The sequence below is a fragment of the Klebsiella sp. FDAARGOS_511 genome (genome assembly GCF_003812845.1).
Lineage (GTDB): Bacteria > Pseudomonadota > Gammaproteobacteria > Enterobacterales > Enterobacteriaceae > Klebsiella > Klebsiella grimontii.
In genome coordinates, this window is sequence record NZ_CP033824.1 from 4,823,098 (window position 1) to 4,844,372 (window position 21,275).

20 protein-coding genes and 1 tRNA gene are annotated in these 21,275 nt (G+C 55.0%); 12 read left to right on the forward strand and 9 right to left on the reverse strand.

Annotation, left to right across the window (positions count from 1 at the left end):
* Nucleotides 1–9 precede the first annotated feature (9 nt).
* The 5 genes from EGY08_RS24450 to EGY08_RS24470 all read left to right on the forward strand — a co-directional run bounded on the left by EGY08_RS24450 (nt 10) and on the right by EGY08_RS24470 (nt 6,957).
* Nucleotides 10–390, forward strand: a complete 381-nt coding sequence (locus EGY08_RS24450) for a nitrite transporter (protein ID WP_123829061.1) — start codon at nt 10–12, stop codon at nt 388–390.
* Nucleotides 387–3,455 (forward strand): host specificity factor TipJ family phage tail protein, encoded by a 3,069-nt coding sequence (locus EGY08_RS24455; RefSeq protein ID WP_123829062.1) that lies wholly within the window; start codon nt 387–389, stop codon nt 3,453–3,455. The genes EGY08_RS24450 and EGY08_RS24455 overlap by 4 nt, the downstream gene beginning before the upstream one ends.
* 77 nt (nt 3,456–3,532) lie before the next feature.
* Nucleotides 3,533–4,837, forward strand: a complete 1,305-nt coding sequence (locus tag EGY08_RS24460) for a hypothetical protein (protein ID WP_123829063.1) — start codon at nt 3,533–3,535, stop codon at nt 4,835–4,837.
* A 10-nt stretch (nt 4,838–4,847) separates the two neighbouring features.
* Nucleotides 4,848–5,609: a hypothetical protein gene (locus EGY08_RS24465; RefSeq protein WP_123829064.1), complete on the forward strand. Its 762-nt coding sequence runs from the start codon at nt 4,848–4,850 to the stop codon at nt 5,607–5,609.
* Nucleotides 5,602–6,957 carry a BNR-4 repeat-containing protein gene (locus EGY08_RS24470; protein ID WP_123829065.1) on the forward strand — a complete coding sequence of 452 codons (1,356 nt, stop codon included), beginning with the start codon at nt 5,602–5,604 and terminating at the stop codon, nt 6,955–6,957. Before EGY08_RS24465 ends, EGY08_RS24470 begins: the two co-directional genes overlap by 8 nt.
* A 57-nt stretch (nt 6,958–7,014) precedes the next feature.
* On the opposite strand, the gene EGY08_RS24475 is transcribed toward EGY08_RS24470, so the two are convergent.
* Both EGY08_RS24475 and EGY08_RS24480 read right to left on the reverse strand, forming a co-directional pair.
* Complete coding sequence (locus EGY08_RS24475; RefSeq protein WP_117095884.1) at nt 7,015–7,815, reverse strand: hypothetical protein; 801 nt, start codon at nt 7,813–7,815, stop codon at nt 7,015–7,017.
* A gap of 6 nt (nt 7,816–7,821) precedes the next feature.
* Nucleotides 7,822–9,756, reverse strand: a complete 1,935-nt coding sequence (locus tag EGY08_RS24480; RefSeq protein WP_123829066.1) for an SGNH/GDSL hydrolase family protein — start codon at nt 9,754–9,756, stop codon at nt 7,822–7,824.
* Nucleotides 9,757–9,847: 91 nt separating this feature from the next.
* On the opposite strand from EGY08_RS24480, the gene EGY08_RS24485 reads away from it, so the two are divergent.
* Entirely contained in the window at nt 9,848–10,417 is a 570-nt protein-coding gene (locus tag EGY08_RS24485) for a recombinase family protein (RefSeq protein ID WP_123829067.1), read from the forward strand.
* Nucleotides 10,418–10,663: 246 nt separating this feature from the next.
* Here the strand turns inward: EGY08_RS24485 and EGY08_RS24490 are convergent, their stop codons facing one another.
* Nucleotides 10,664–10,903 (reverse strand): DinI family protein, encoded by a 240-nt coding sequence (locus EGY08_RS24490; protein WP_015370245.1) that lies wholly within the window; start codon nt 10,901–10,903, stop codon nt 10,664–10,666.
* An 80-nt stretch (nt 10,904–10,983) separates the two neighbouring features.
* Between EGY08_RS24490 and EGY08_RS24495 the strand changes: the two genes are divergently transcribed.
* Entirely contained in the window at nt 10,984–11,367 is a 384-nt protein-coding gene (locus EGY08_RS24495; protein ID WP_123829068.1) for a S24 family peptidase, read from the forward strand.
* A 99-nt stretch (nt 11,368–11,466) separates the two neighbouring features.
* Here the strand turns inward: EGY08_RS24495 and EGY08_RS24500 are convergent.
* From EGY08_RS24500 to EGY08_RS24510, 3 genes are all read right to left on the reverse strand, one after another.
* Nucleotides 11,467–11,543: transfer RNA gene (locus EGY08_RS24500), tRNA-Pro, on the reverse strand.
* 77 nt (nt 11,544–11,620) lie between these two features.
* The gene (gene yejM, locus EGY08_RS24505; protein WP_004122956.1) at nt 11,621–13,381 is read right to left on the reverse strand and encodes an LPS biosynthesis-modulating metalloenzyme YejM; all 1,761 of its coding nucleotides are present in this window, start codon (nt 13,379–13,381) and stop codon (nt 11,621–11,623) included.
* Nucleotides 13,382–13,400: 19 nt separating this feature from the next.
* Complete coding sequence (locus EGY08_RS24510; protein WP_004133900.1) at nt 13,401–13,628, reverse strand: YejL family protein; 228 nt, start codon at nt 13,626–13,628, stop codon at nt 13,401–13,403.
* A gap of 178 nt (nt 13,629–13,806) precedes the next feature.
* Between EGY08_RS24510 and yejK the strand changes: the two genes are divergently transcribed.
* Nucleotides 13,807–14,814 (forward strand): nucleoid-associated protein YejK, encoded by a 1,008-nt coding sequence (yejK, locus tag EGY08_RS24515; RefSeq protein ID WP_004122954.1) that lies wholly within the window; start codon nt 13,807–13,809, stop codon nt 14,812–14,814.
* Between the two features lie 50 nt (nt 14,815–14,864).
* On the opposite strand, the gene EGY08_RS24520 is transcribed toward yejK, so the two are convergent.
* Complete coding sequence (locus EGY08_RS24520; protein WP_004122952.1) at nt 14,865–15,623, reverse strand: DeoR/GlpR family DNA-binding transcription regulator; 759 nt, start codon at nt 15,621–15,623, stop codon at nt 14,865–14,867.
* An 80-nt stretch (nt 15,624–15,703) separates the two neighbouring features.
* On the opposite strand from EGY08_RS24520, the gene EGY08_RS24525 reads away from it, so the two are divergent.
* Nucleotides 15,704–16,300, forward strand: coding sequence for an NUDIX domain-containing protein (locus EGY08_RS24525; RefSeq protein WP_004122950.1), 597 nt, complete (start codon nt 15,704–15,706; stop codon nt 16,298–16,300).
* Nucleotides 16,301–16,358: 58 nt separating this feature from the next.
* Here the strand turns inward: EGY08_RS24525 and rplY are convergent, their stop codons facing one another.
* Nucleotides 16,359–16,643 (reverse strand): 50S ribosomal protein L25, encoded by a 285-nt coding sequence (gene rplY / locus EGY08_RS24530; RefSeq protein WP_004122948.1) that lies wholly within the window; start codon nt 16,641–16,643, stop codon nt 16,359–16,361.
* A 137-nt stretch (nt 16,644–16,780) separates the two neighbouring features.
* Nucleotides 16,781–18,538 (reverse strand): DEAD/DEAH box helicase, encoded by a 1,758-nt coding sequence (locus EGY08_RS24535; RefSeq protein WP_049112169.1) that lies wholly within the window; start codon nt 18,536–18,538, stop codon nt 16,781–16,783.
* A gap of 146 nt (nt 18,539–18,684) precedes the next feature.
* Here EGY08_RS24535 and rsuA point away from each other — a divergent pair, with 146 nt between their 5' ends.
* From rsuA to EGY08_RS24550, 3 genes are all read left to right on the forward strand, one after another.
* Nucleotides 18,685–19,404, forward strand: coding sequence for a 16S rRNA pseudouridine(516) synthase RsuA (rsuA, locus tag EGY08_RS24540; RefSeq protein ID WP_087829141.1), 720 nt, complete (start codon nt 18,685–18,687; stop codon nt 19,402–19,404).
* Nucleotides 19,401–20,597 carry a Bcr/CflA family multidrug efflux MFS transporter gene (locus EGY08_RS24545; protein WP_004122939.1) on the forward strand — a complete coding sequence of 399 codons (1,197 nt, stop codon included), beginning with the start codon at nt 19,401–19,403 and terminating at the stop codon, nt 20,595–20,597. The genes rsuA and EGY08_RS24545 overlap by 4 nt, the downstream gene beginning before the upstream one ends.
* A 330-nt stretch (nt 20,598–20,927) precedes the next feature.
* A complete protein-coding gene (locus EGY08_RS24550; protein WP_004122937.1) occupies nt 20,928–21,272 on the forward strand; it encodes a YejG family protein in 345 nt (114 codons plus the stop codon).
* The last annotated feature ends 3 nt before the right edge of the window (nt 21,273–21,275 follow it).

Sequence of the window (21,275 nt, forward strand, 5' to 3'; positions counted from 1 at the left end):
GGAATCCCAATGTTTAACCCTGAAAAATACCTTTCAGTCACCTGGCTGAAGGGCGGTCGCACGTACCCAGAACTTGACTGCTTCGGCATTGTGAACGAAATCCGGGCGGACCTTGGACTGCCTCTCTGGCCTGAGTTCGCCGGGGTGACCAAAGACGGCGGTGGGCTCGATCGAGAAGCGCGCCGGATGATGCTTTCTCTGGAGCGCTGCGAACCGTGCGAAGGTGCCGGGGTGGCCTGCTATTCCGGTTCAACCGTCACCCACGTCGGTATCGTCGTCAGTATCGGTGGCCTGCTGCACGTGGCGGAATGCAATCCGGGAACGAACGTCACCTTTCTGCCGTTGCCGCGATTTAAGCGGCGATTTGTCAAAGTGGAGTTCTGGCAATGACCATTCGTTTTTACCCGTCGCGGCTGCCCGGTGAACCACTCGAAACGCATGAGCATGGCGTTACCAGCATTCGCAGCTGGCTGGTTGCCAATGTCGAAGACTATGAGGATCGGGATGTTCCACCACTGGCTATTGAACTCGATGGCCAGCCGGTACCACCTGGCGAATGGGCGTTTTGCATCATCCGGCCGGAGAGCGACGTTCGCATATATCCGGTGCCTTTCGGGCTTGAAGTAGCAACGATCGCATGGATAGGGGTAGGTATCGCCGTGGCAACGGCGGCTTATTCACTGTTCATGATGGGTAATATTGATGCTGGTGGCTATACGTCATCCACCGGACGAAGCCTCGACCTGAACCCCGCGAAAGCAAACAGCGCGAAACTGGGTGATGCGATTCGTGAAGTTTTTGGGCGCGTACGTATTTATCCGGATTATGTTGTGCAGCCCGTTACCCGGTTCGATGCTGCCGATCCCACGAAAATGCGCGTACAAATGCTGCTGTGCCTTGGTGTCGGAGCTCTGGATTATACCAATGGCGATATCCGCGTTGGCAGTACGCCTGCATCGACGCTGCCGGGATTCAGCAGTACGCATTACCCCCCTGGTGCGGACGTTTCCGGCGATGAGCGCAGTGAAAACTGGTTCAATTCTACCGAGGTGGGCGGGACGTCATCCGGTACCGGTCTTGATATGGCCCAGACGTCGCCGGACGCTGACGATGTTATCGCAGACAGCATGACCGTAGCCGGAGCAGACGTAACGTTTACCGGGCTGGACACGGATGATGGCGATGATGACGACGAGAACGACAATTCTCTGCCGGATAGTTGGGTAGAAGGCGCGATTGTTGAGATAAAGGCTCCCGCCAACTACCAGATCACTACGGCGACCGGGTACAGCGTTATCGCGAGTCCGCTGCTGACGGAAATCGCGCCGGTGGTTGGTATGCCGGTGACGCTGGGGTTTAACTCAGTCGATTACGATTTGTTTATCGCGTCATATACCCCTGGCCAGGCTGCGGTGCCGGGCACCGGGGGAAGTGCGGCAAAAGTTCAGGCCAGCGCAGCACCTACCACCTACGACTTTTCGACCAGCTCCAGCACGTTCACGATCACGTGGCAGGGGATCGCTTACGCGGTATCGCTGGTGGCGAACTATGTGTCGATGTCTGGACTTCTGGCGGCCATCACCGAGGGGCTCACTGGCTCCGGCCTGGTCGCGCAGGATAACGGCGGGACTGTAGTGATAACTGAGGCGGCCAGCCCGTTCGCGGGAGGGGCGATCACATCATCTTCGCTTCCTGCTGCCGTTTTCGGTGATGCCCCTGTTTACACCGCCGGCACGGCGTCAACCGGCGGCAGCCCGGCGGTAACGGAAAATTTGACGCTTGCCTATAACAGCGCCACGGGAACCGCATTTTCCGGAATGCCGGAGGGCGTGCAACGGCTTTCACTTGCTCACCGCGGGAATGAGTACAGGATTGTGTCCGCTGACGGCACGACGGCGACGGTGGCGCGTCTGGTTAACGGTGCAGTTGATGAGTCATGGCCGGGATTCACCACCAGGACGATGATCGACTATGAGGCCACTGGCCTTAACGACACGCTGAGCTGGCTGGGACCGTTCCTGGTATGCCCAGAGAATGAAGTGGTGGATATGTTCGAAGTGAATTTTTCCTTTCCGAACGGCATCTGCGGTTTTGACAGCAAGGGCAAAAAACGACTCCGGCATGTTGAGTGGGAAATTCAGTATCGGATTTACGGATCCGGCTCTGGGTGGGTCAGTAAACAGGGCGAGTACGCGCTGAAGAACGTTAACGGTCTGGGCTTTACTGAGCGGATCTCTCTCGGTTCTCCGGGGCTTGTAGAGGTTCGCTGCCGACGTCGCAACGAGCAGGGCTCCAATAATGCCAGGGATTCGATGTACTGGCAGGCACTGCGCGGACGACTACTGACTCGCCCAGCATCCTATCCCGGTGTGTCGCTGATGGCGGCGACCGTCGAGACGGGCGGTAAACTGGCGGCGCAGTCTGACCGCCGCGTAAACGTTGTGGGGACGCGTGCCTATGAAACCGGAACGGCCAGAACCATTTCGGGGGCGCTGCTGCATGTCGGGAACTCGCTGGGACTGGAGATGGATGTCGATACCATTAACGCGCTGGAGTCTGCGTACTGGACGCCGCGTAGCGAGTATTTTGATTTCGCTACTGGCGACAGTATCTCGGCACTGGAAATGCTGCAAAAGATCGCCAACGCCGGGAAGTCTCGTTTTCTGCTGAGTGATGGCCTGGCGACCGTAAACAGGGAAGGGATTAAGCCCTGGACAGGTGTGATCACCCCGCATGAGATGGTCGAAGAGCTGCAGAGTGGTTTCACTGCGCCATCTGACGATGATTACGACGGCGTTGACGTGACGTACATTAACGGGACCACCTGGGCGGAAGAGACGGTTAAATGCCGTACTCCCGATAACCCTACACCGGTGAAAATCGAGGATTACAAGCTCGACGGGGTACTGAGTCAGGATCATGCCTACCAGATTGGGATGCGGCGCCTGATGAAATACCTGCAGGAGCGCGTAACGTTCCAGACGACGACCGAACTGGACGCACTCTGCTACAACGTTGGCGATCGTATTGTGCTGACCGACGATATACCGGGGAATAACACGATTTCCTGTCTTGTTGAGGAGATGACAACGGCTGGCGGTGTAACGACCTTCACCGTCACGGAGCCGCTGGACTGGTCTTTTGAAAACCCTCGCGCGCTGATCCGTTACCAGGATGGCTCGGCCTCCGGTCTGATGGTGGCGACCAGAGCAGGGGATTATCAACTTTCGGTCCCGCATCTGAGTGAGTTTGATGACCTGCTGAAAATCAATTTATCGTCTGCAACCATCGAGCCGATCCGGCTGGTGTTCTGCGGCTCAACGCGGCATGTCTATGATGCGCTGGTGGCAGAAATTGCCCCACAGTCTGACGGAACCTGCCAGGTGACCGCCAACGAATATCTCGAATCATTCTACGCATACGACGACGCCACATACCCCGGCGACGTCGCGTAATACCCCATAAAAACCCCTTATTAACTCTTTTCGCACAAACCCTCGTTTGTGCGAACGCCTTTTTTGGAGCAAAAAACATGGCCGAACTTAACCCGCCCTTGGGAACAACTTCGCCGCCGGTATTTCTGCTGAACGTTCAGAATCTGGATAAGGCTATGAACAGCAGCGACCTGACCTGGAATGACCGCAGTGATATTGAGCGGGATTCCTGGGCGGGGTTACAGCAAAAGTTTCTCGATGCGCTTGCTGTACTCGCACAGAGTGGCGGCATTCTGGGTTTTGAAACTGAAGCAGATTTACTGGCTTATACGCCGCAACAGGCGCACGCCGTAGGGATTGTCGTTTCCACCGGGGATACGTGGTTATGGGATGGTTCTGCATGGGCCAGCGCCGGGGTGTCATTTGCTGAAAAAGCGGTGAATAAATACATCGATAACATCAGCGCTGCCGACAGCGATACTCCGGTGCTGACGCTCGGGGGAGCGCACGGTTTCTCCTGGCACCTGCTGCGAGAAAGCGGCCTTTACTGGAAATCAATCCAGCTCAGCCAGGAAGCGCTGAAGAACGAGATTATTGATATCCGCCAGAATCTGTTACGTGCCGGAGGCATTGAGATGAGCCAGTTACCCGGCGGGGAGTTGCTGCTGGTCGGCCAGCATGGCTTCGCTAAAAAAATTCCGTTTTCCACCCTCAGTGCGGCTGAAAACGTCGAATCCGATGCTCTTGAACACTGGATTTTCGGCACCGGAGATGCTGCCCTGACAGGCAGGAACGGCAACCACACGCTCTCCCCGCAGAACGTCACACATGCCTGGTCTAAAAATTACGTTGAGATCCCCGCGTGGGGCGGTGCACTGGTTTCAGATGTACCTGACTCACTGGAATATACCCGCTGCGCAGTCGTACGGTATGACGGCGTGAAGGGCGTTTCCGTCTTCAATAACTCTGACTATGCACTCAGTATCGGCGGTGGGCGTTTTGTCATAACCAGCGAAACAAAAACCGGCGATGCGCTGAAAGTTGTTTGTGTCGAGAAGGGCCTGGATACCCAGGGCTGGTATATTCCCGCCGCCATCGGGGACTGGGTTTTTATTGCCCTGACCGAAAGGCTGTCTGATACCGGGGCCAGTTGCACGAGAAGCATATTTATCGGCGGCCAGGCGCCGCTGGATATTCGCGAGCCGGACAATAAAATCCGGCCATTATCCACACTCCCCCTCGCGGTGGGTAACGCATTCTCCGATAACACCAACTACAAAACCAACCCACTGGCGGTTGCTGAGAGCGTGATTTACGACATTGCTCTCAGCCCGGCTGAACTTCAGGCGCTCTACGAACGCCGCAAACAGGCGATGGCCGCACGCGGTATTCGCGTTTTCTGAGGGAGACATTATGAGCATCTATCTGAAAGACAATTCCATGATCCTGAACACGCCGGAAACTGTGGATACGGTTGTGGCACCAGTCATGCCGTATACCTCGCTCATCATGGCAGGTAATCCGTCGCTGGAAACGGCTTTTCGCCTCCGGCGCTACGGCAACACTCTGAGCCAGGTCACGCTGAACGGTCCGTGGTCTGCAAACCAGCCAGGATTTAAAGCGGATGGTACCGCGCTGGCTTATTTTGACGTGGATGTGACGCAGCAGGTTCCCCGCACGCTGATGGTTACAGGGACAATTAACAAAGGTGGACGATTTGCGGGTATTGGCTTTGATAACCCGGAAAACCTCAAAGCCCTGCTTATTGAAAGAGGGAGCGGTGTCTCCGGGTCGGGATTCCCGTCAAAAAACTTCATCCCGGTATGGGCAGGAGCAGCCAGCGGCATTGCAGGGAAACAGCTTGTTCTCGACAATGAGCCTGACGGAGCTTTAACGCTGTTTATCAGCGGCGACAGCACCGGCACCCGTTGGGGTGTGATTTATAATGGCATCATGAAGGCTCTGGCGAAAGACACAACTTATCAGCTGTCGACTACTACTGGCCGAACTCGCATTGGCGGGTCGTCAGCACAACCCACCGGAGGCGCAATAGCGGCACCAACGATTTATGCAGCTGCGTCGTTTCCTCGTTTGCTTACTGATGACGAGCTGATGCAGATGGCTGACTTCATGAATGGCTACGCAGCAGACATGGGAGCGGTGATGTATGAATAATGTCACCATTGGAGCCTTCCCGGACGAGATCGAAACCACCATGCAGTCGGCCTGGTGGAAGCCGCTGGCGGTGAAGTTCGGGCGGGAAGTGTTCGCCTATATCGTGACTGAGACGGCGGCGACGGGCAGCGATGTCGGGACGCATAAAGTCAAGGTTGCGCTGCGTAACGCCGACGGCTCATTCAGACTCGGGTATTGCAAACTTTCTGATGGCACTGACGCCATCTATGCCAACGACACCGGACATAACCAGCCATCTGTGGCAGTTGACGGGCTGGGTCACATCTGGGTATTCACATCGATGCATATCGATATGTGGCGGGTATTCCGATCGGCGCGCCCGTTTGATGTCAGCACGATGGCGCAGTTTAACCTGCTGCCGGATACCACATGGGGGAACTCTTACCCGGTGCTGGCCCAGGATAACAACGGCGATGTTTATGCGATGGTCCGCGACTTCCCGATCACCAACGTTACACAGTCAGGGCAACTGTATAAATTCTCGCTGACAGAGCGTATGTGGCGAAGGGTGGCGCAGCTCGGCTATGAGTTTGAGCGCACCTTCTATCCTGACGACCTTATCGCGACCCGCGATTATGTGCATATTCTGTGGGAGTGGGGGCCGCTCGGCGCGGGTACCCTGAGACACCTGCCATCGTATGCCCGTTACGATAAACAATCCGGGCAGCTGCACAGCATTTCCGGGGAAACGCTGCCCATGCCCCAGGATACAACCGCCGGGTTTAACTTTCACATCAGGGAACTGGAGCCGGGAGAGTTTTTTGTCGAAAACAGCGATACCGCCAACATCAATATCACTGGCGGCGTGCAGGCAGCCAAGCTCTGCATGGACGGGGAGAACTTCATCGGGGCACTGTACCGTCACCGGGCACAGGGGGTGGATGGCGGGACGTTTGGTGGGTTTAATGTCGTTTTTTCAACCTTCAGTGATGGTCAGTGGCAGCACGAAACCATTGTGGATATACAGCAATTCAGTGATATTCAGACCGGTGCGGCGCTGTCAGCCGCATACACCAGAGGTGAGACTCGTCTGTTTTTCTCTGTAGAGATCGGCAATAACACTGCGGATCCTTACCAGAATAAAGCGTGGCCAGTGATGGCGCGTAACGTTAACGGACAGTGGAAATATTCAGCACTCACGGCGTCATCTTACCGTCGCCTGCTGCGTCTGCGTAATGAGAAAATCAACGGTGGCGACCTGCTGATAATGACCACGCCGTATACAACGCCTCGCGCCATGTATCGCCTGGTTGTTCCTGAGAATTACACCAGTGATGAGGAGTTCACCACTCTGTCTGCTCTGATTTCTTTGCTAAGAACAAAATAAAAAATAACAGGCGGCTGTCAATTTACCCAGCAGCCGCGAGTTTCTGCCATTACTGTATTAACCTAAATCAGTAATTCCCCATGCTGCGCTGAGGTAGGCGCTTACACTATCGAGGACTGATGCGACCTGAGCCTGAGTCAGCGCTGTTTCAAAAATCAATTCCATCCCCATCGTGATATTTGCCCCTGCTGGATAAGCACCTGGCGCATGATGCGACCCGATGCGGATCGTACGGTCGGTATAAGCTGTGCGGCTGGTCAGGGTTTTGGAGTTCTGCCAGTTCAGGGCGCCTCCCTGCCGGGCTGCAATCCTCGCCACATTATTATCACCATCAACCAGCTCAACAAACGCGGCCCATCTGGCGCTGTCGTACGCTGCGCTGTAATAGTTGATCATGTTCAACGGCGTAGCACCGTTATCCTCAACAAACGCTCCGTAAAGGCTTTGCCCGGAAAACAGAAATGCAAGCCCGTCGCCGCGGTAGACTGCCGGTGCGCCGGAATAGCTGTAGTTCCCCATCATGAATGCCTGCTGCGTTTCGGTTGCCGCTGTCGGCTTTACCGGCTTACAGATCACGATATGCGTCTGGTTTTTGGTTGAGACCTTCCCGGTATCAAAACAGTTTCCAAAACTACAGATCGCCCCAAATTCGGAGAGGATTGTCGGGGTTCCGATTTTTGTCAGCGGGGCGGAATTGTCGGCGCGATTCCTCATGCTGAGGTCTGCTGTTCCTCCCTGAATGTACAATCCTTTAAGCCCCGCTGTTACAGGAAGGTCTGGCTGCATGAAATGACCTTTTTTCGGATGTGTTCCGGGGATCACGACATCACCGAGTTTTGGGATATAAACAGTGTTCATAATAAATTAGCCTTTAATCAGTGCGTTATTAAGTGATGATGCGACCAGATTACTGCCTGTAGCATTCGGATGAAGATTATCGAGGAAACAGCCCAGGCTGTTCATTTCAGTCCAGGTGTCAAACAGGTCATAGATGCTGAAGAACTCGACATTCAGCGTCTGCGAGAGATCGTGCATCACGTCACGGAAATTAACGAGCGGCGTTACCGCCGTTCCGTTCGTGCGGGGTGGTGCCATCAGGATAAAACCAACATCTGGTAACACCGCGCGGCAGGCGGCGATGTACGTCTGTAATGCGGTTTTAAATACCTGCGTCCCGTCAGAATTTCGGTAATCATTGTTGCCGATGACGATACAAATGACGTCCGGCTGCATCGTGCTGAGGTACTCAGAGATTTTGTCGGAGAACAGCAGAAACTGGTCCGCAAGAATCCCGGAGTTACCCGCCTTACTCATCACGCAACCAGCCACACCGGCGCGCCAGAGGTAAAAACCGTGGATGGCCACACGCCCGGTATTGCCATCAGTTTTGACGTAAATCGTCCTGGCCTCGTCGGCCATGCCTGTCAGCAACACCGATTTTGTCGCGCCGGTATTCCCGCAGACAACCTCAGTCCACTGAGTGACCCCGCCAACGTCGTAGCCGTACTGAAACTTACCGTTCAGGTCCTGGTAGTAAATACGGCAGTCAGTACAGCGCACGTTAGTCACATTAAAATAGGCCGTTGCCAACGTAGTATTGATGGACTGGCCATCAATACCGCAGCCATAAAGCGGCGCCCCGCTCGTAGGGGACGAATCGTATAAATCCCAGCCAGCGGAGCGGTAAATATTCGAACCGTCCCGCGCAGCACCATAGTTGACGGTTCGCCAGCCCAGACCTGCATCACCGTAATCAGCGTGTAAAAGGCTCGCAATAGCGGTCGCCAGTTCGTTATTCTGCGTCCAGCTGTCCCCCGTCAGCATGAAGTGGGGGCGGACAGAAAGACCCGCTTTAAGCTGCGCTTTCTTCGCTTTCCATCGCCACAGTGTGCGTCCGTCGGTATGCAGAGGAATGTTATAAGCGGCGGTGTACATCCGCCCCTGAAACCAGTTGTCCATATCCCCGCGAATGTTCGGCCCGATCCCACTGGCATCAAGCTTTCCATCATGGAACCAGAACGGGACGTTCCCGGCGGCATCCATCATCCCCGGTACAAAGCCAGGGGAAATCAGAGGGACATTCTGGTTAAGCGCGCTGGCGATGATACCATTGATATAAGCCCATATTTTTTCCAGCAACCCCGTCGCTACCGCCGACGCATCCAGCCCGCCATTCCAGTACACCGGTACATTTCCCGCGCTGTCCATGAATAACGGAAAAAAGCCTGGGGAAACCCCTGTCACTTGTGCATTCAGCGCATCCCCAAGCCGCGCATGAACATCCTCATAGATCATCTGATACAACGATGTGGCAATACGGGAAGCCGCAAAACCATTATCCCAGTACACAGGCACGTTTCCGGCCCCATCAACAAAGAAGGGGAAGAAGTCACCGCTGACGGTGCCGGTGGCAATAAATTTATCGATAAACTGGATAAGTGCATCGACAGAGCCCTGAGAGGGCATCCTGCGGCCGGTTGCCGTCAGCGTCGCACCATCACTCAGGTACTCATCAGCCAGCGCGCTGCCGTCCTGGCTGCGCACATAGGTTGTGGAGCCCGCCGGAATATTCGCAATATCAGCCTGCGCCGCTGCCAGCGTCATGTACTGGCGACTCAGCGGGATGATGTTTTGCCGGACTTCATCATTTTTCGCCATCATTCCGCGCCAGGTATCCAGATCAACGCCAGCGCGATCCGGTTCGGTCGGCGCATCACCATTCACCAGCTTATCCAGGCGCTCGGCGTTATCGAGCAGCACTGCGGGAGACGTGCTCCCCAGCTCCGGGTTAAAGGCCATGTTTTTTGCTCCAAAAAAGGCGTTCGCGCAAACGAGGGTTTGAGCGAAAGACCGGAGCTTTTTACAATCAGCTATTTCAAAGGGTTACATCATGCTGATTGGTTATGCGAGGGTATCAACGGGGGATCAAAACCTCGATTTACAGAAAAACGCGCTGTTACGCGCAGAATGTGAACAGGTTTTCGAAGATACGGCCAGCGGAAAGAATGCCAGACGACCAGGGTTAAAGCGTGCGCTGCGGCGGCTGCGACCGGGTGATGTGCTGGTGGTCTGGAAACTGGATCGGCTGGGGCGAAGCGTGCGTGACTTGATCACTCTGGTATCGGAGCTGCAGGCGCGCGGGGTTAATTTCCGAAGTCTGACTGACAGCATCGATACCAGCACGCCAGCAGGCCGTTTTTTCTTCCACGTAATGAGCGCTCTGGCGGAAATGGAAAGAGAGCTGATCGTCGAGCGTACCCGCGCCGGTTTAGCAGCGGCCAGGGAGCAGGGGCGCATCGGTGGCCGCCGCCGGATAATGACCACAGAAGTTGTGGATCGTTGCCGACACATGTTGGAGAAAGGGGCTACCCGGCAGCAGGTCGCGGATGTGATAGGGATCAGTGAGAAGACTGTATATAAATATTTCCCATCAGAAAGTGGCGTACCTGAGAAGTCATGAACGAATCAGCCCAACCCCAGATATCGCTGCTTAACTCTACTGCATGAGATATGGCAGGACCATAGTCCTTATAAATTATTGTTGTGGCTGGAAACCAGCCACTTTTCGTTGATTCAAGAAGCATATAGCCATCTTCTCGAACTTTTATAATAGCGAAGGACCGTAACTCGAAATCAGGGAGTGGTAACTTCCTCTCCTCGGGGAAGTAGATCCTTACCCCTGAAAGTATGGCGCTGTTGCAACTGATCATTCTTTTACCAGCCATAGATCTGCTTCTTCAAACATCTCCTCAAGCATGCGGTTTAGCCGTTCTTTATCATGTTTGCTGGCGTCTGAGTTAAGAGCATTTGCCTGCATAGGTTTTACCTTAACTTCTGCATCAGGAAAAATTCTGTGCACCCGCTTTGTTAACTCATTGAGAATGATAGAACGAGCATTAGCCAAACCTTCAACATTGCGCTTGTCATATACGAGTTCAACAAACATTTTTTCGATCCTCTTTACTGTGTTTATATACAGTATATATACTGTGATTATGTACAGTGTCAAGAAAGAGGAGTAAAACCGTGGGCTTTCCATCTCCAGCAGCAGATTATGAAGAAATGCGTATTTCGCTTGACGAAAAATTCATTAAGCATCCAGCTGCAACGTATTTTATGCGGGCGGCAAACACCTGTTATCGTGCGGGTATTTTACAAGGGGCTCTTCTGGTCATTGATGCTTCACTTAAGCCATGTGATGGTACTCTGCTTGTATGTGCAATTGATGGGGAATTCAGAGTCAAGCGCTACCGGCTGGCTCCAAAACCTCATCTTGAGGACCTGACATCAGGTAGAAAAGAGCGACTGCCGAGCCAAGAGGATAATTGTCCACCACCTGTCTTCGGTGTGATTACGTACATAATCAATGATGCGCGATTAGGGGAGTTTGATGATTGCCCAGTCATGTAATTTTGTCAGGGTTTCTCCCCATTTTCACCCCAGAAGCTCCCCGCTTGAAAAACAGGCATAAAAAAACCAGCCTTAAAAGGCTGGTTTAAATGGGATTTTTGGTCGGCACGAGAGGATTTGAACCTCCGACCCCCGACACCCCATGACGGTGCGCTACCAGGCTGCGCTACGTGCCGATTCGTGGGGAACAATATTACCCGTTCCCCAAGCGAATGCAAGCCGGGAAATGACTGATTGATTTATAAATAATCAATCAGTTAGCGATAAAGCGTTTTTCATCGGTCAGCACCTGCAGCAACAGGCTGAGCTGCGGTTTTTGATCGTTAATTTTCTCGCCGTCGCTGTTCCATGTTCGGTAAGTACCGTTGTGATTAAGCACGACGGTGACCTTCGGCGTGGTAATGGCCAACGTATCGCTATTCGCTGCGGTGACCCAGGCACGGCGACGGGCGGCGCTAAACAGATCTTCGCCTTGCGAATACTCGTTTGCCGGGGTCGAAACGTGGAGCAAACGCTGCATCAGCGTCGTCATCACGTCTTTGTTATCCGTCAGTGTCGCGATTTCCTGAGCCGGCGTACCTGGCCAATGGATCACTAAGGGAACCTGCAGCTGCTCACGCGACCAGCCAAACTGCTCATGCTGCGGGTTCAGCGGCATTCCGCGGCCCGCCGTCACGATCACCACCGTGTTGTCGAGCTTGCCCGCTTCGCGCAGCGCGTTCAGCACGCGACCAATTTGCGTATCGACCGCACCGGCAGCGCTGCTGTAGCGACGGACAAAGTTTTGCTGCTGACCGTCGTCAAGGGTGGTGCCGTTGAGCGAAACCCATGAGAACCAGCGGTTTTCATCCTGGGCGTAGCGGTCCAGCCAGTTAATCCACTGGTTAGCCGTCTGCTCATCGCTTTGCGCTTTCGCGGCTGGCAGTGAAAAATCGGACAGCAGCGCCTGGCGGTAGAGCGGGCTGCTAAAACCGTCGGACGAGAACAGGCCCAGCTGGTAGCCCTGTTGGTTCAGCGAAGTAATCAGCGCTGCGGGAATACGCGCTGAGAGGACGCCGTCCATATAGCTCGGCGAAATACCGTAGAACAGGCCAAACATGCCGCTGTCAGCGGTGTTGCCGGAGCTCATATGCTGGGTAAAGTTAACGTTCTCTTTCGCGAACCCGGCCAGCGCCGGCATGTTTTTCTCAAAGCGTGAATAATTAAGATTATCAACGGTAATCAGCAGCACATTATAGCCGGTACCGAGATCGCGATAACGCAGATCGCTCAGCGGGTATTGCACCGAGACGGCTTCCGGCGCGCCTTGTTCCACCAGGCGGCGCTGGTAGTCCTGCGCGTCGAGCAGACCGTGTTTTTCGAGGAAACGGCGCGCCGTCATCGGATAGGAAAGCGGCAGGTTGGCCCGCTGCATGGTTATTGGGCGATAGAAATTGGCGTCCGCCCAGATATAGACCAGGTGGCTACTGATAAAAGAAATAAAGAAGAACCAGGCAACGGGACGCGCATAGTGGCGGCGACGCGTCAGGCTGCGCAGCTTCTGCCAGCTCCAGGTCGCAAACAGCATCTCCAGCAGGAAAATGATCGGCACGCTGATAAACATCAGCTGCCAGTCGCGCGCCATCTCGTTCTGGTCAGGGTTAATCACCAGTTCCCAGACAAAGGGATTAAGATGCAGGTGAAAACGGGTGAAAACTTCACTATCGATCAGCAGCAGCGTCATGCCCACGGTCGCCAGAACAACCGAGATAAAGCGCATTAAGCGCTGAGAGACGACGATAAAAGTCAGCGGGAAAAGAATCAGCACGTAGCTGGTAAAGACCAGGAAGCTGAAGTGACCAACGAGACTGACGTACGAAAAGAGGCGTCCGGCAAGCGTCGTTGGCCAGTCGGCGACAAACAGATAGCGACTGCCGAGCACCATAGCCAACAACATGTTGAAAAGGGCGAACCAGTGCCCCCAACTGACCATCTGGGAGACTTTTTCTCGGTAGGGCTGACGAAGAGTCACCATATACTGTTGTTCGTTATCCTTAGTGCGCCGGATCGTCGTTGATAGATGACTGCAGCGCCTGGGCAAAAGAACGGGCGATGGCCTGACGCTGCGCCGGCGCGACGCTACTATTGATCAGGTTAGTCACCATATTGCCCAGTACCATCAGTGACAGGTCAACGGGCGCTTTATGTGTTTCCAGAACGCTCGTCAGCTCGCTGAGCAGCTGTTCGACGTGTTCATCGCTATAGCGGGATAATTGCGGCATAAACTCAAAATCTGTTTGTTCGTGAAAGGGCAACATATTACCGTAGCAGCAGCTTTTTTTCCGCATTTTTTCGCCGCGACGCAAAAGCGCGCGGCTTCGCTCGCAAAGAGTCACGCGGCGGTTGCGTCGTCGCCCCGCCGGTGGTTGAATACCGCCCGGTCTAAAAGGAGAGTTTAACATGAGTCTGGATATCGACCAGATTGCCCTGCATCAGTTAATCAAACGTGATGAACAAAATCTGGAGCTGGTGCTGCGCGAGTCACTGCTGGAGCCGACGGCGACGGTGGTGGAGATGATGGCCGAACTGCATCGTGTCTACAGCGCGAAAAATAAAGCCTACGGCCTGTTTAATGAAGAGAGCGAGCTGGCGCAGGCGCTGCGCGGGCAGCGTAAGGGCGAAGAAGCGTTCCTGCCATTTAGCCGCGCCGCTACCGGTCGCCTGCGCGACGAACTGGCAAAATATCCCTTTGCTGAAGGCGGAATCGTGCTGTTTTGCCAGTATCGCTATCTGGCGGTGGAATATCTGATGGTGGCGGTGCTGAACAACTTAAGCAGCATGCGTGTTAATGAAGAGTTGGATATCAGCTCCACCCATTATCTGGATATCAATCACGCGGATATCGTCGCCCGTATTGATTTAACCGAGTGGGAAACCAACCCGGAGTCAACGCGCTACCTGACCTTCCTGAAAGGCCGGGTAGGGCGCAAGGTGGCGGATTTCTTTATGGACTTCCTCGGCGCTAGCGAAGGGCTGAACGCGAAAGCGCAGAACCGCGGCCTGCTGCAGGCGCTGGATGATTTCGCCGCCGATGCGCAGCTGGATAAATCTGAGCGTCAAAACGTGCGCCAGCAGGTATACAGCTACTGCAACGAACAGCTGCAGGCCGGTGAGGAAATCGAGCTGGAGTCGCTATCAAAAGAGCTGGCGGGCGTCAGCGAGAAGACGTTTCAGGAATTTACCGCGGAACAGGGCTACGAGCTGGAAGAGAGTTTCCCGGCGGATCGCAGCACTTTGCGTCAATTAACCAAGTTTGCCGGCAGCGGCGGCGGGTTAACCATCAACTTTGACGCGATGCTGCTGGGCGAGCGGGTGTTCTGGGATCCGGCCACGGATACCCTAACCATTAAAGGCACGCCGCCTAACCTGCGCGATCAGCTGCAGCGCCGCACCTCCGGCGGAAATTAAAACGCGAAATCCCGACGCCGAGTCGGGATTTTTTTAGCCTTAGGCCTGAGCTATCCGGCGCAGACGATCTCTACGCCATCGATGGCTAACTGCTGGCGCAGCGCCTCATCTAATGTCGTATCCACGATCAGCGTACTGACCAGACCCAGCTCGCCGATAGCAAAGGCCGACGCGGAGTTCAGCTTCTCTTGTGACGCCATCACCACCGTTTCGGCAGCCCGCGTCGCCAGCGCGCGCTTGATTCCCGCTTCTTCATAATCGCCGGTGGTGAATCCCGCCCGCGGGTGAACGCCGGTGACGCCCATAAAAAACAGATCGGCATTGATGCGGGAGATACTTTCCAGGGCGGCGGACCCGACGCTGACCACCGAATGTTTAAACAACCGGCCGCCAATCAAAATCACCTCGATCAACGGTTTATCCACCAGCGCGACGGCGATCCCCGGGCTATGGGTGACAACTGTACACGCGAGGGTAGCCGGTAGCAGACGTACCATCTCTCCGGTGGTGGTGCCGCCGTCGATAATCACTACCTGGCCGGGTTGAATGAGCTCTACCGCGCGCTGGGCAATGGTCTGCTTTGAGGCGATTTGCACGCTCTTTCTTGTTTCAATGGGCGCGATGGCTTCGGAAACCGGCAGCGCGCCGCCGTGGACGCGCTGCAGTTTGCCTTCCGCGGCCAGCTCCCGCAGATCCCGGCGAATGGAGTCTTCTGAGACGCTAAAGCGCTGGCTGAGATCCCCTGACATTACCTGTTTTTCCTCGGCGAGGATCTGCAAAATCTGCTGTTTTCTCTGGCTGGCAAGCATCAAAATACCTTCATGAGTGATCTTGTTTGTGCACGATTATGCATGTTATGTTGCTCTCTGTCACCTAAAAGGGGAAAAACATGCACGATGATGCACCGCGCGTTCGCCATATTCGCGAAACGCTATTATCGGACAACTGGTACACACTCAAGAAATATACCTTCGAATTATTACGCCGGGACGGGCGCTGGCAGGAGCTGAGTCGGGAAGCTTACGACCGCGGCAACGGCGCGGTGATCCTGCTCTACAATCGTGAAAAGCAAACGGTAGTGCTGGTTCGCCAGTTTCGCTTTCCGGTGTGGATTAACGGTCATGATGGCTTTTTGATCGAAGCCGCAGCCGGACTGCTGGATAACGCTTCTCCGGAGGCGCGCATCGTTGCCGAAGCCGAAGAGGAGACCGGTTTTCGCGTCACGCGGATTGAGCCGGTATTCACCGCTTACATGAGCCCCGGTTCGGTGACGGAGAAGCTTTACTTTTTCATCGCCGAATACTCTGCCGACGATCGGCGCGGCGACGGTGGCGGTCTGGCGACGGAAGGGGAAGATATCGAGGTGCTGGAGTGGCCGCTGGAAAAAGCGCTACAGGCTATTGGTGAAGGGGAAATCGTCGATGCGAAAACGATTATGCTGCTGCAGCATCTGGCACTGAATGCGGCAACGTTGTTAGCCCGATAAACAAAACGCCCCGAACCTTGCGGAGCGGGGCGTTTGCCATACAACTTTCAGTCGGCGATTAAGCGCGAACGAAGTCGATGTGAGTCAGCTTCGGCTTGAACGGGTGACGCTGAACAGCCTGAGCTTTAACTTTCTCTTCTTTGCCATCAACAACGAGGGTCAGAACTTCGTTGTAGAACTCAGCGTTGTTCTGCATGTTCCACACTTTGTCGTGATCCAGTTCGATTGCTACTGGCGCAGCTTCGCCGCCATAGATGATGGCCGGGAATTTGTTAGCTGCACGCAGGCGGCGGCTCGCACCCTTACCCTGCTCTTTACGTAATTCTGCATTGATAGTAAACATTGATGTCTCTCTATATATAAATCCTGCTACAGGCGACCCAGCAGCAGGCAGATTATCTGCTTTGCGAATGCAAAAGCGGGCGGCATTATAGCCGCCATACGTTTTTGCGGCAACCAAAACCTCAGGCGTACGGAGGATTAACGCAGTTCATTGGCCCGGCGGAATCGGCCCTGATAATCAAATACTTTCTCCCGCACCTGCCAGTATTGCCCCTTCATGCGCGCCACGACAAAGTCCGGATGGCGCAGCAGCGCCTGCTGGGCGAGGATATCGGCGGGCGTTATCCAGCGCAGCGGCACGCCCGGCGTTCGGGTGTGTGGGCGGATAAAGAGCTGCTCAAAGGCGGTGCGCTGGGCGGGGGTATGCAGGCGGAAGCGCTCGCTGACCTCCGCGCCATCTTCGTCGTAATAGGTGATTTTCAGCCAGTTGCCTTTATCATCCGCGCCGTGCTGCAGATCCATTCCGCTACAGCGCAGCACCAGCGCGTCTTTTAGCTTCAGCGCGGCTTTCAGCATGTCATCGGGGTCGACCAGAATGGTATCGCACTCGCGGCAGCGGCGGGCGGCGATATCGTTTTCCGCGTTACACTGCGGGCAGTTTTTGAAGCGAAAGCGAAAATCACACTGCTCGCGATGGCCTTCGTCATCTTCAAACCAGCCCTGGCAGCGGCGGCCAAAGTGTTCAATCAGCGTGCCGTCGGCGGTGGTTTTCCCCCAGAAAGTATTGGCGAAACCGCATGCCGGGCAAAACACCTGGACCGGCACGTTGTCGCTTTTTCCTTTCGGCGTCCCCACTTCCGGGGCATAGAGATCGTGCGGATTCCCGGCGTAATCAAGGATCAGGCAGTCGGTTTTACCCGGCGCCAGGCGCAGGCCGCGGCCGACGATCTGTTGGTAAAGACTCACCGACTCGGTCGGGCGCAGGATGGCGATCAGATCGACATGCGGCGCATCAAATCCGGTGGTCAGCACCGCGACGTTGACCAGATAGCGATACTGCTGGGCTTTAAACGCTTCAATGATGCGATCGCGCTCTGGACCCGGCGTTTCACCGGTGATTAAAGCCGCTTCGCCCTGCGGAAGTAACCCGGTCACTTCGCGGGCGTGTTCAACGGTGGCGGCGAAAATCATCACTCCTTTGCGCGTGTGGGCGAACTCGACGATTTGGCTAACGATATGCGGCGTGACGCGCTGCTGTTTTTTCAGCTCATGGTTCAGGTCGGACTCGCTGAACAAGCCATTGCTTTGCGCCTGGAGACGGCTGAAGTCATACTGAACCACCGGCATATCCAGCCGCTCCGGCGGCGTCAAATAGCCGTTCTTAATCATATAGCGCAGCGGCAGCTCGTAGATGCAGTCGCGAAACAGCGCTTTTTCATCGCCGCGCACCATGCCGTGGTAGTGGAATTGGTAAATCCATCCCTTGCCGAGGCGAAAAGGCGTGGCGGTCAGCCCCAGCAGACGCAGATGCGGATTGACCTGCTGAAGGTGGCTGATGATCTGCTGGTACTGGCTGTCATCATCGTCGCTGATGCGGTGGCACTCGTCGACGATCAGCAGCGAAAACTCGCCCTGAAACTGGTCAAGGTTGCGGGCGACCGACTGCACGCTGCCAAAGACCACTTTACCGTGGCTCTCTTTGCGCTTAAGGCCCGCGGCGAAAATATCCGCCTCCAGACCGAGCGCGCAATACTTGGCGTGGTTCTGTGCCACCAGCTCTTTAACGTGCGCCAGCACCAGTACCCGACCGCGCGCCAGGCGCGCCAGTTCGGCGATGACCAGGCTTTTACCTGCGCCGGTCGGCAGGACAATCGCGGCGGGTTCATGGTGGCGGCGAAACCAAGCGAGCGTGGCGTCGACCGCTTCTTTTTGGTAGGGACGTAGTGTAAAGGTCATGAATTTATAGCGGTTAATTAACTCGCGAATAGTATGCCACGAATCTTTTCCCTTGAGTGGTGTTAATAGCTCGTTATACTACCTATGAAATTCTTCTTTTTCGGGCGCGTTGCCCGCTCCAGCACTCTTACAGGCTAAAAAATCTCATGCGACTTGATAAGTTTATCGCTCAGCAACTTGGCGTTAGCCGGGCTATTGCCGGGCGTGAAATCCGCGGCAGCCGCGTTACCGTGGACGGCGACATTGTAAAAGACTCCTCCTTCAAGCTTCTGCCGGAGCATGACGTCGAGTATGACGGCAATACGCTGGTTCAGCAGACTGGCCCGCGCTACTTTATGCTCAACAAGCCGCAGGGTTACGTGTGTTCCACCGACGATCCGGATCATCCAACGGTCCTTTATTTCCTCGACGTGCCGGTGGCGCACAAGCTGCATGCCGCGGGTCGCCTGGATATCGACACGACCGGGCTGGTGCTGATGACCGACGACGGCCAGTGGTCCCACCGCATTACTTCTCCTCGCCATCATTGTGAAAAAACCTATCTGGTGACGCTGGAAAACCCGGTTGACGAGACGACCGCCGAGCAGTTTGCCAAAGGCGTTCAGCTGCATAATGAGAAAGAGCTGACCAAACCGGCGGTGCTGGAAGTCGTGACCCCGACCGAGGTCCGCCTGACCATTAGCGAAGGGCGCTATCATCAGGTTAAGCGAATGTTTGCTGCGGTGGGTAACCATGTGGTGGGCCTGCATCGCGAACGTATTGGCGACATTGCGCTTGATGCGGCGCTGGCGCCCGGTGAATATCGTCCGCTGACAGAAGCTGAAATTGCCAGCGTCGGCGGCCAACATGCGCGGAGTAAAACGTGACGGCAAAGCAGAATTCTTCGTTAGGGATTGTGTTTATTCTAGGGCTGCTGGCGATGTTAATGCCGCTGTCGATTGATATGTATCTTCCGGCGCTGCCGGTGATCGCGGCGCAGTTTAACGTGCCGGACGGCAGCGCGCAGATGACGCTGAGCACCTATATTCTGGGCTTTGCCCTCGGCCAGCTGTTGTATGGCCCGATGGCGGACAGCTTAGGGCGTAAGCCGGTTATTCTTGGCGGTACGCTGGTTTTTGCCGCGGCGGCGGTGGCCTGCGCGCTGTCGCAGACTATCGATATGTTGATTACCATGCGCTTTTTCCACGGTCTGGCGGCCGCAGCGGCGAGCGTGGTGATTAACGCCCTGATGCGCGATATCTATCCCAAAGAAGAGTTTTCGCGGATGATGTCGTTCGTCATGCTGGTGACGACCGTCGCGCCGCTGGTGGCGCCGATGGTCGGCGGCGCTGTGCTGGTGTGGTTTAGCTGGCATGCGATATTCTGGATCCTCGCGCTTGCTGCACTCTTAGCCTCGGCGATGATCGCGTTCTTTATTAGCGAGACCCTGCCGCCGGAACGCCGGCAGAAGTTTCACATTCGTACTACGTTAGGTAACTTCGCGACCCTGTTTCGCCATAAGCGAGTGCTTAGCTATATGCTGGCAAGCGGCTTTAGCTTCGCCGGGATGTTCTCGTTTCTGAGCGCCGGCCCGTTTGTGTATATCAATATTAACCACGTTTCGCCGCAGCACTTTGGCTACTATTTTGCGCTGAACGTCGTGTTCCTGTTTGTCATGACTATGATCAACAGCCGGTTTGTGCGGCGGGTTGGGGCGCTAAATATGTTCCGCGCCGGGCTGTGGATCCAGTTTGCCATGGCGGTATGGATGGTGGTATGCGCGCTGTTTGACGTGGGTTTTTGGGCGCTGGTGTTTGGCGTAGCGGCTTTCATCGGCTGCGTTTCGATGGTCTCTTCCAACGCGATGGCGGTGATTCTCGATGAGTTTCCGCATATGGCCGGGACGGCTTCCTCGCTGGCAGGCACTTTCCGTTTCGGCATTGGCGCCATTGTCGGCGCGCTGCTATCGATGGCAACGTTTACCACCGCCTGGCCAATGCTGATTTCGATCGCCTTCTGCGCCAGCAGCTCCATCCTCTTTTATCTCTACGCCAGCCGACGGCGCAAAGCCGCGCGCTAAGCGACTTTCAGGGGGCGATATCGCCCCTTTTTTTGATGCATGTCAACCGAATCCGGCTTCTCAGTTCAGTAATTTGTTTATTTTATGTAAAATCAAATCGCTCTAAAAGTCGCATGATTGCGATAAAAAAGTTGTTTTAGATCACAGAAACGGGTACATATAGCCCGAAGATGTTCCACCTGCACAATTATAAACTTTTACATTACAAACCAATAACACGGCTATGCCACTGGTGTAAGCGTTTTCTGTGCAGGATCAGGACTAGTTGTCAATAATGTGTTAGTATTGATGTAAAATTATTGTGAAGTATTTTGCTTCCGGGGTAAACACGTGAATACACTGCAACTCTCTATCGTACACCGTCTGCCGCAGAGCTATCGCTGGCTGGCCGGTTTTGCAGGTTCAAGAGTTGAACCGATTCCGCAAAACGGCGCCCAGAGCGAAAATAGCCTCGTGGCGTTGAAATTACTCAGCCCCGATGGCGAAAGCGCGTGGCCGGTCATGCATAAGCTCAGCCAGGCGCTTAGCGACATCGAGGTCGATAGCTCTGTCGTTGAATGCGAAGGGGAACCGTGCCTGTTTGTTAACCGTCAGGACGAATTTGCCGCAACCTGTCGCCTGAAAAATTTCGGCGTGGCGATTGCAGAACCCTTCTCCGGCAACAACCCCTTCTGACCG

Coding starts and splice junctions, on each gene's coding strand:
- EGY08_RS24450 (WP_123829061.1), top strand. CDS start 10: ATGTTTAACCCTGAAAAATACCTTTCAGTCACCTGGCTGAAGGGCGGT.
- EGY08_RS24455 (WP_123829062.1), top strand. CDS start 387: ATGACCATTCGTTTTTACCCGTCGCGGCTGCCCGGTGAACCACTCGAA.
- EGY08_RS24460 (WP_123829063.1), top strand. CDS start 3,533: ATGGCCGAACTTAACCCGCCCTTGGGAACAACTTCGCCGCCGGTATTT.
- EGY08_RS24465 (WP_123829064.1), top strand. CDS start 4,848: ATGAGCATCTATCTGAAAGACAATTCCATGATCCTGAACACGCCGGAA.
- EGY08_RS24470 (WP_123829065.1), top strand. CDS start 5,602: ATGAATAATGTCACCATTGGAGCCTTCCCGGACGAGATCGAAACCACC.
- EGY08_RS24475 (WP_117095884.1), bottom strand. CDS start 7,815: ATGAACACTGTTTATATCCCAAAACTCGGTGATGTCGTGATCCCCGGA.
- EGY08_RS24480 (WP_123829066.1), bottom strand. CDS start 9,756: ATGGCCTTTAACCCGGAGCTGGGGAGCACGTCTCCCGCAGTGCTGCTC.
- EGY08_RS24485 (WP_123829067.1), top strand. CDS start 9,848: ATGCTGATTGGTTATGCGAGGGTATCAACGGGGGATCAAAACCTCGAT.
- EGY08_RS24490 (WP_015370245.1), bottom strand. CDS start 10,903: ATGTTTGTTGAACTCGTATATGACAAGCGCAATGTTGAAGGTTTGGCT.
- yejM (WP_004122956.1), bottom strand. CDS start 13,381: ATGGTGACTCTTCGTCAGCCCTACCGAGAAAAAGTCTCCCAGATGGTC.
- EGY08_RS24510 (WP_004133900.1), bottom strand. CDS start 13,628: ATGCCGCAATTATCCCGCTATAGCGATGAACACGTCGAACAGCTGCTC.
- yejK (WP_004122954.1), top strand. CDS start 13,807: ATGAGTCTGGATATCGACCAGATTGCCCTGCATCAGTTAATCAAACGT.
- EGY08_RS24520 (WP_004122952.1), bottom strand. CDS start 15,623: ATGCTTGCCAGCCAGAGAAAACAGCAGATTTTGCAGATCCTCGCCGAG.
- EGY08_RS24525 (WP_004122950.1), top strand. CDS start 15,704: ATGCACGATGATGCACCGCGCGTTCGCCATATTCGCGAAACGCTATTA.
- rplY (WP_004122948.1), bottom strand. CDS start 16,643: ATGTTTACTATCAATGCAGAATTACGTAAAGAGCAGGGTAAGGGTGCG.
- EGY08_RS24535 (WP_049112169.1), bottom strand. CDS start 18,538: ATGACCTTTACACTACGTCCCTACCAAAAAGAAGCGGTCGACGCCACG.
- rsuA (WP_087829141.1), top strand. CDS start 18,685: ATGCGACTTGATAAGTTTATCGCTCAGCAACTTGGCGTTAGCCGGGCT.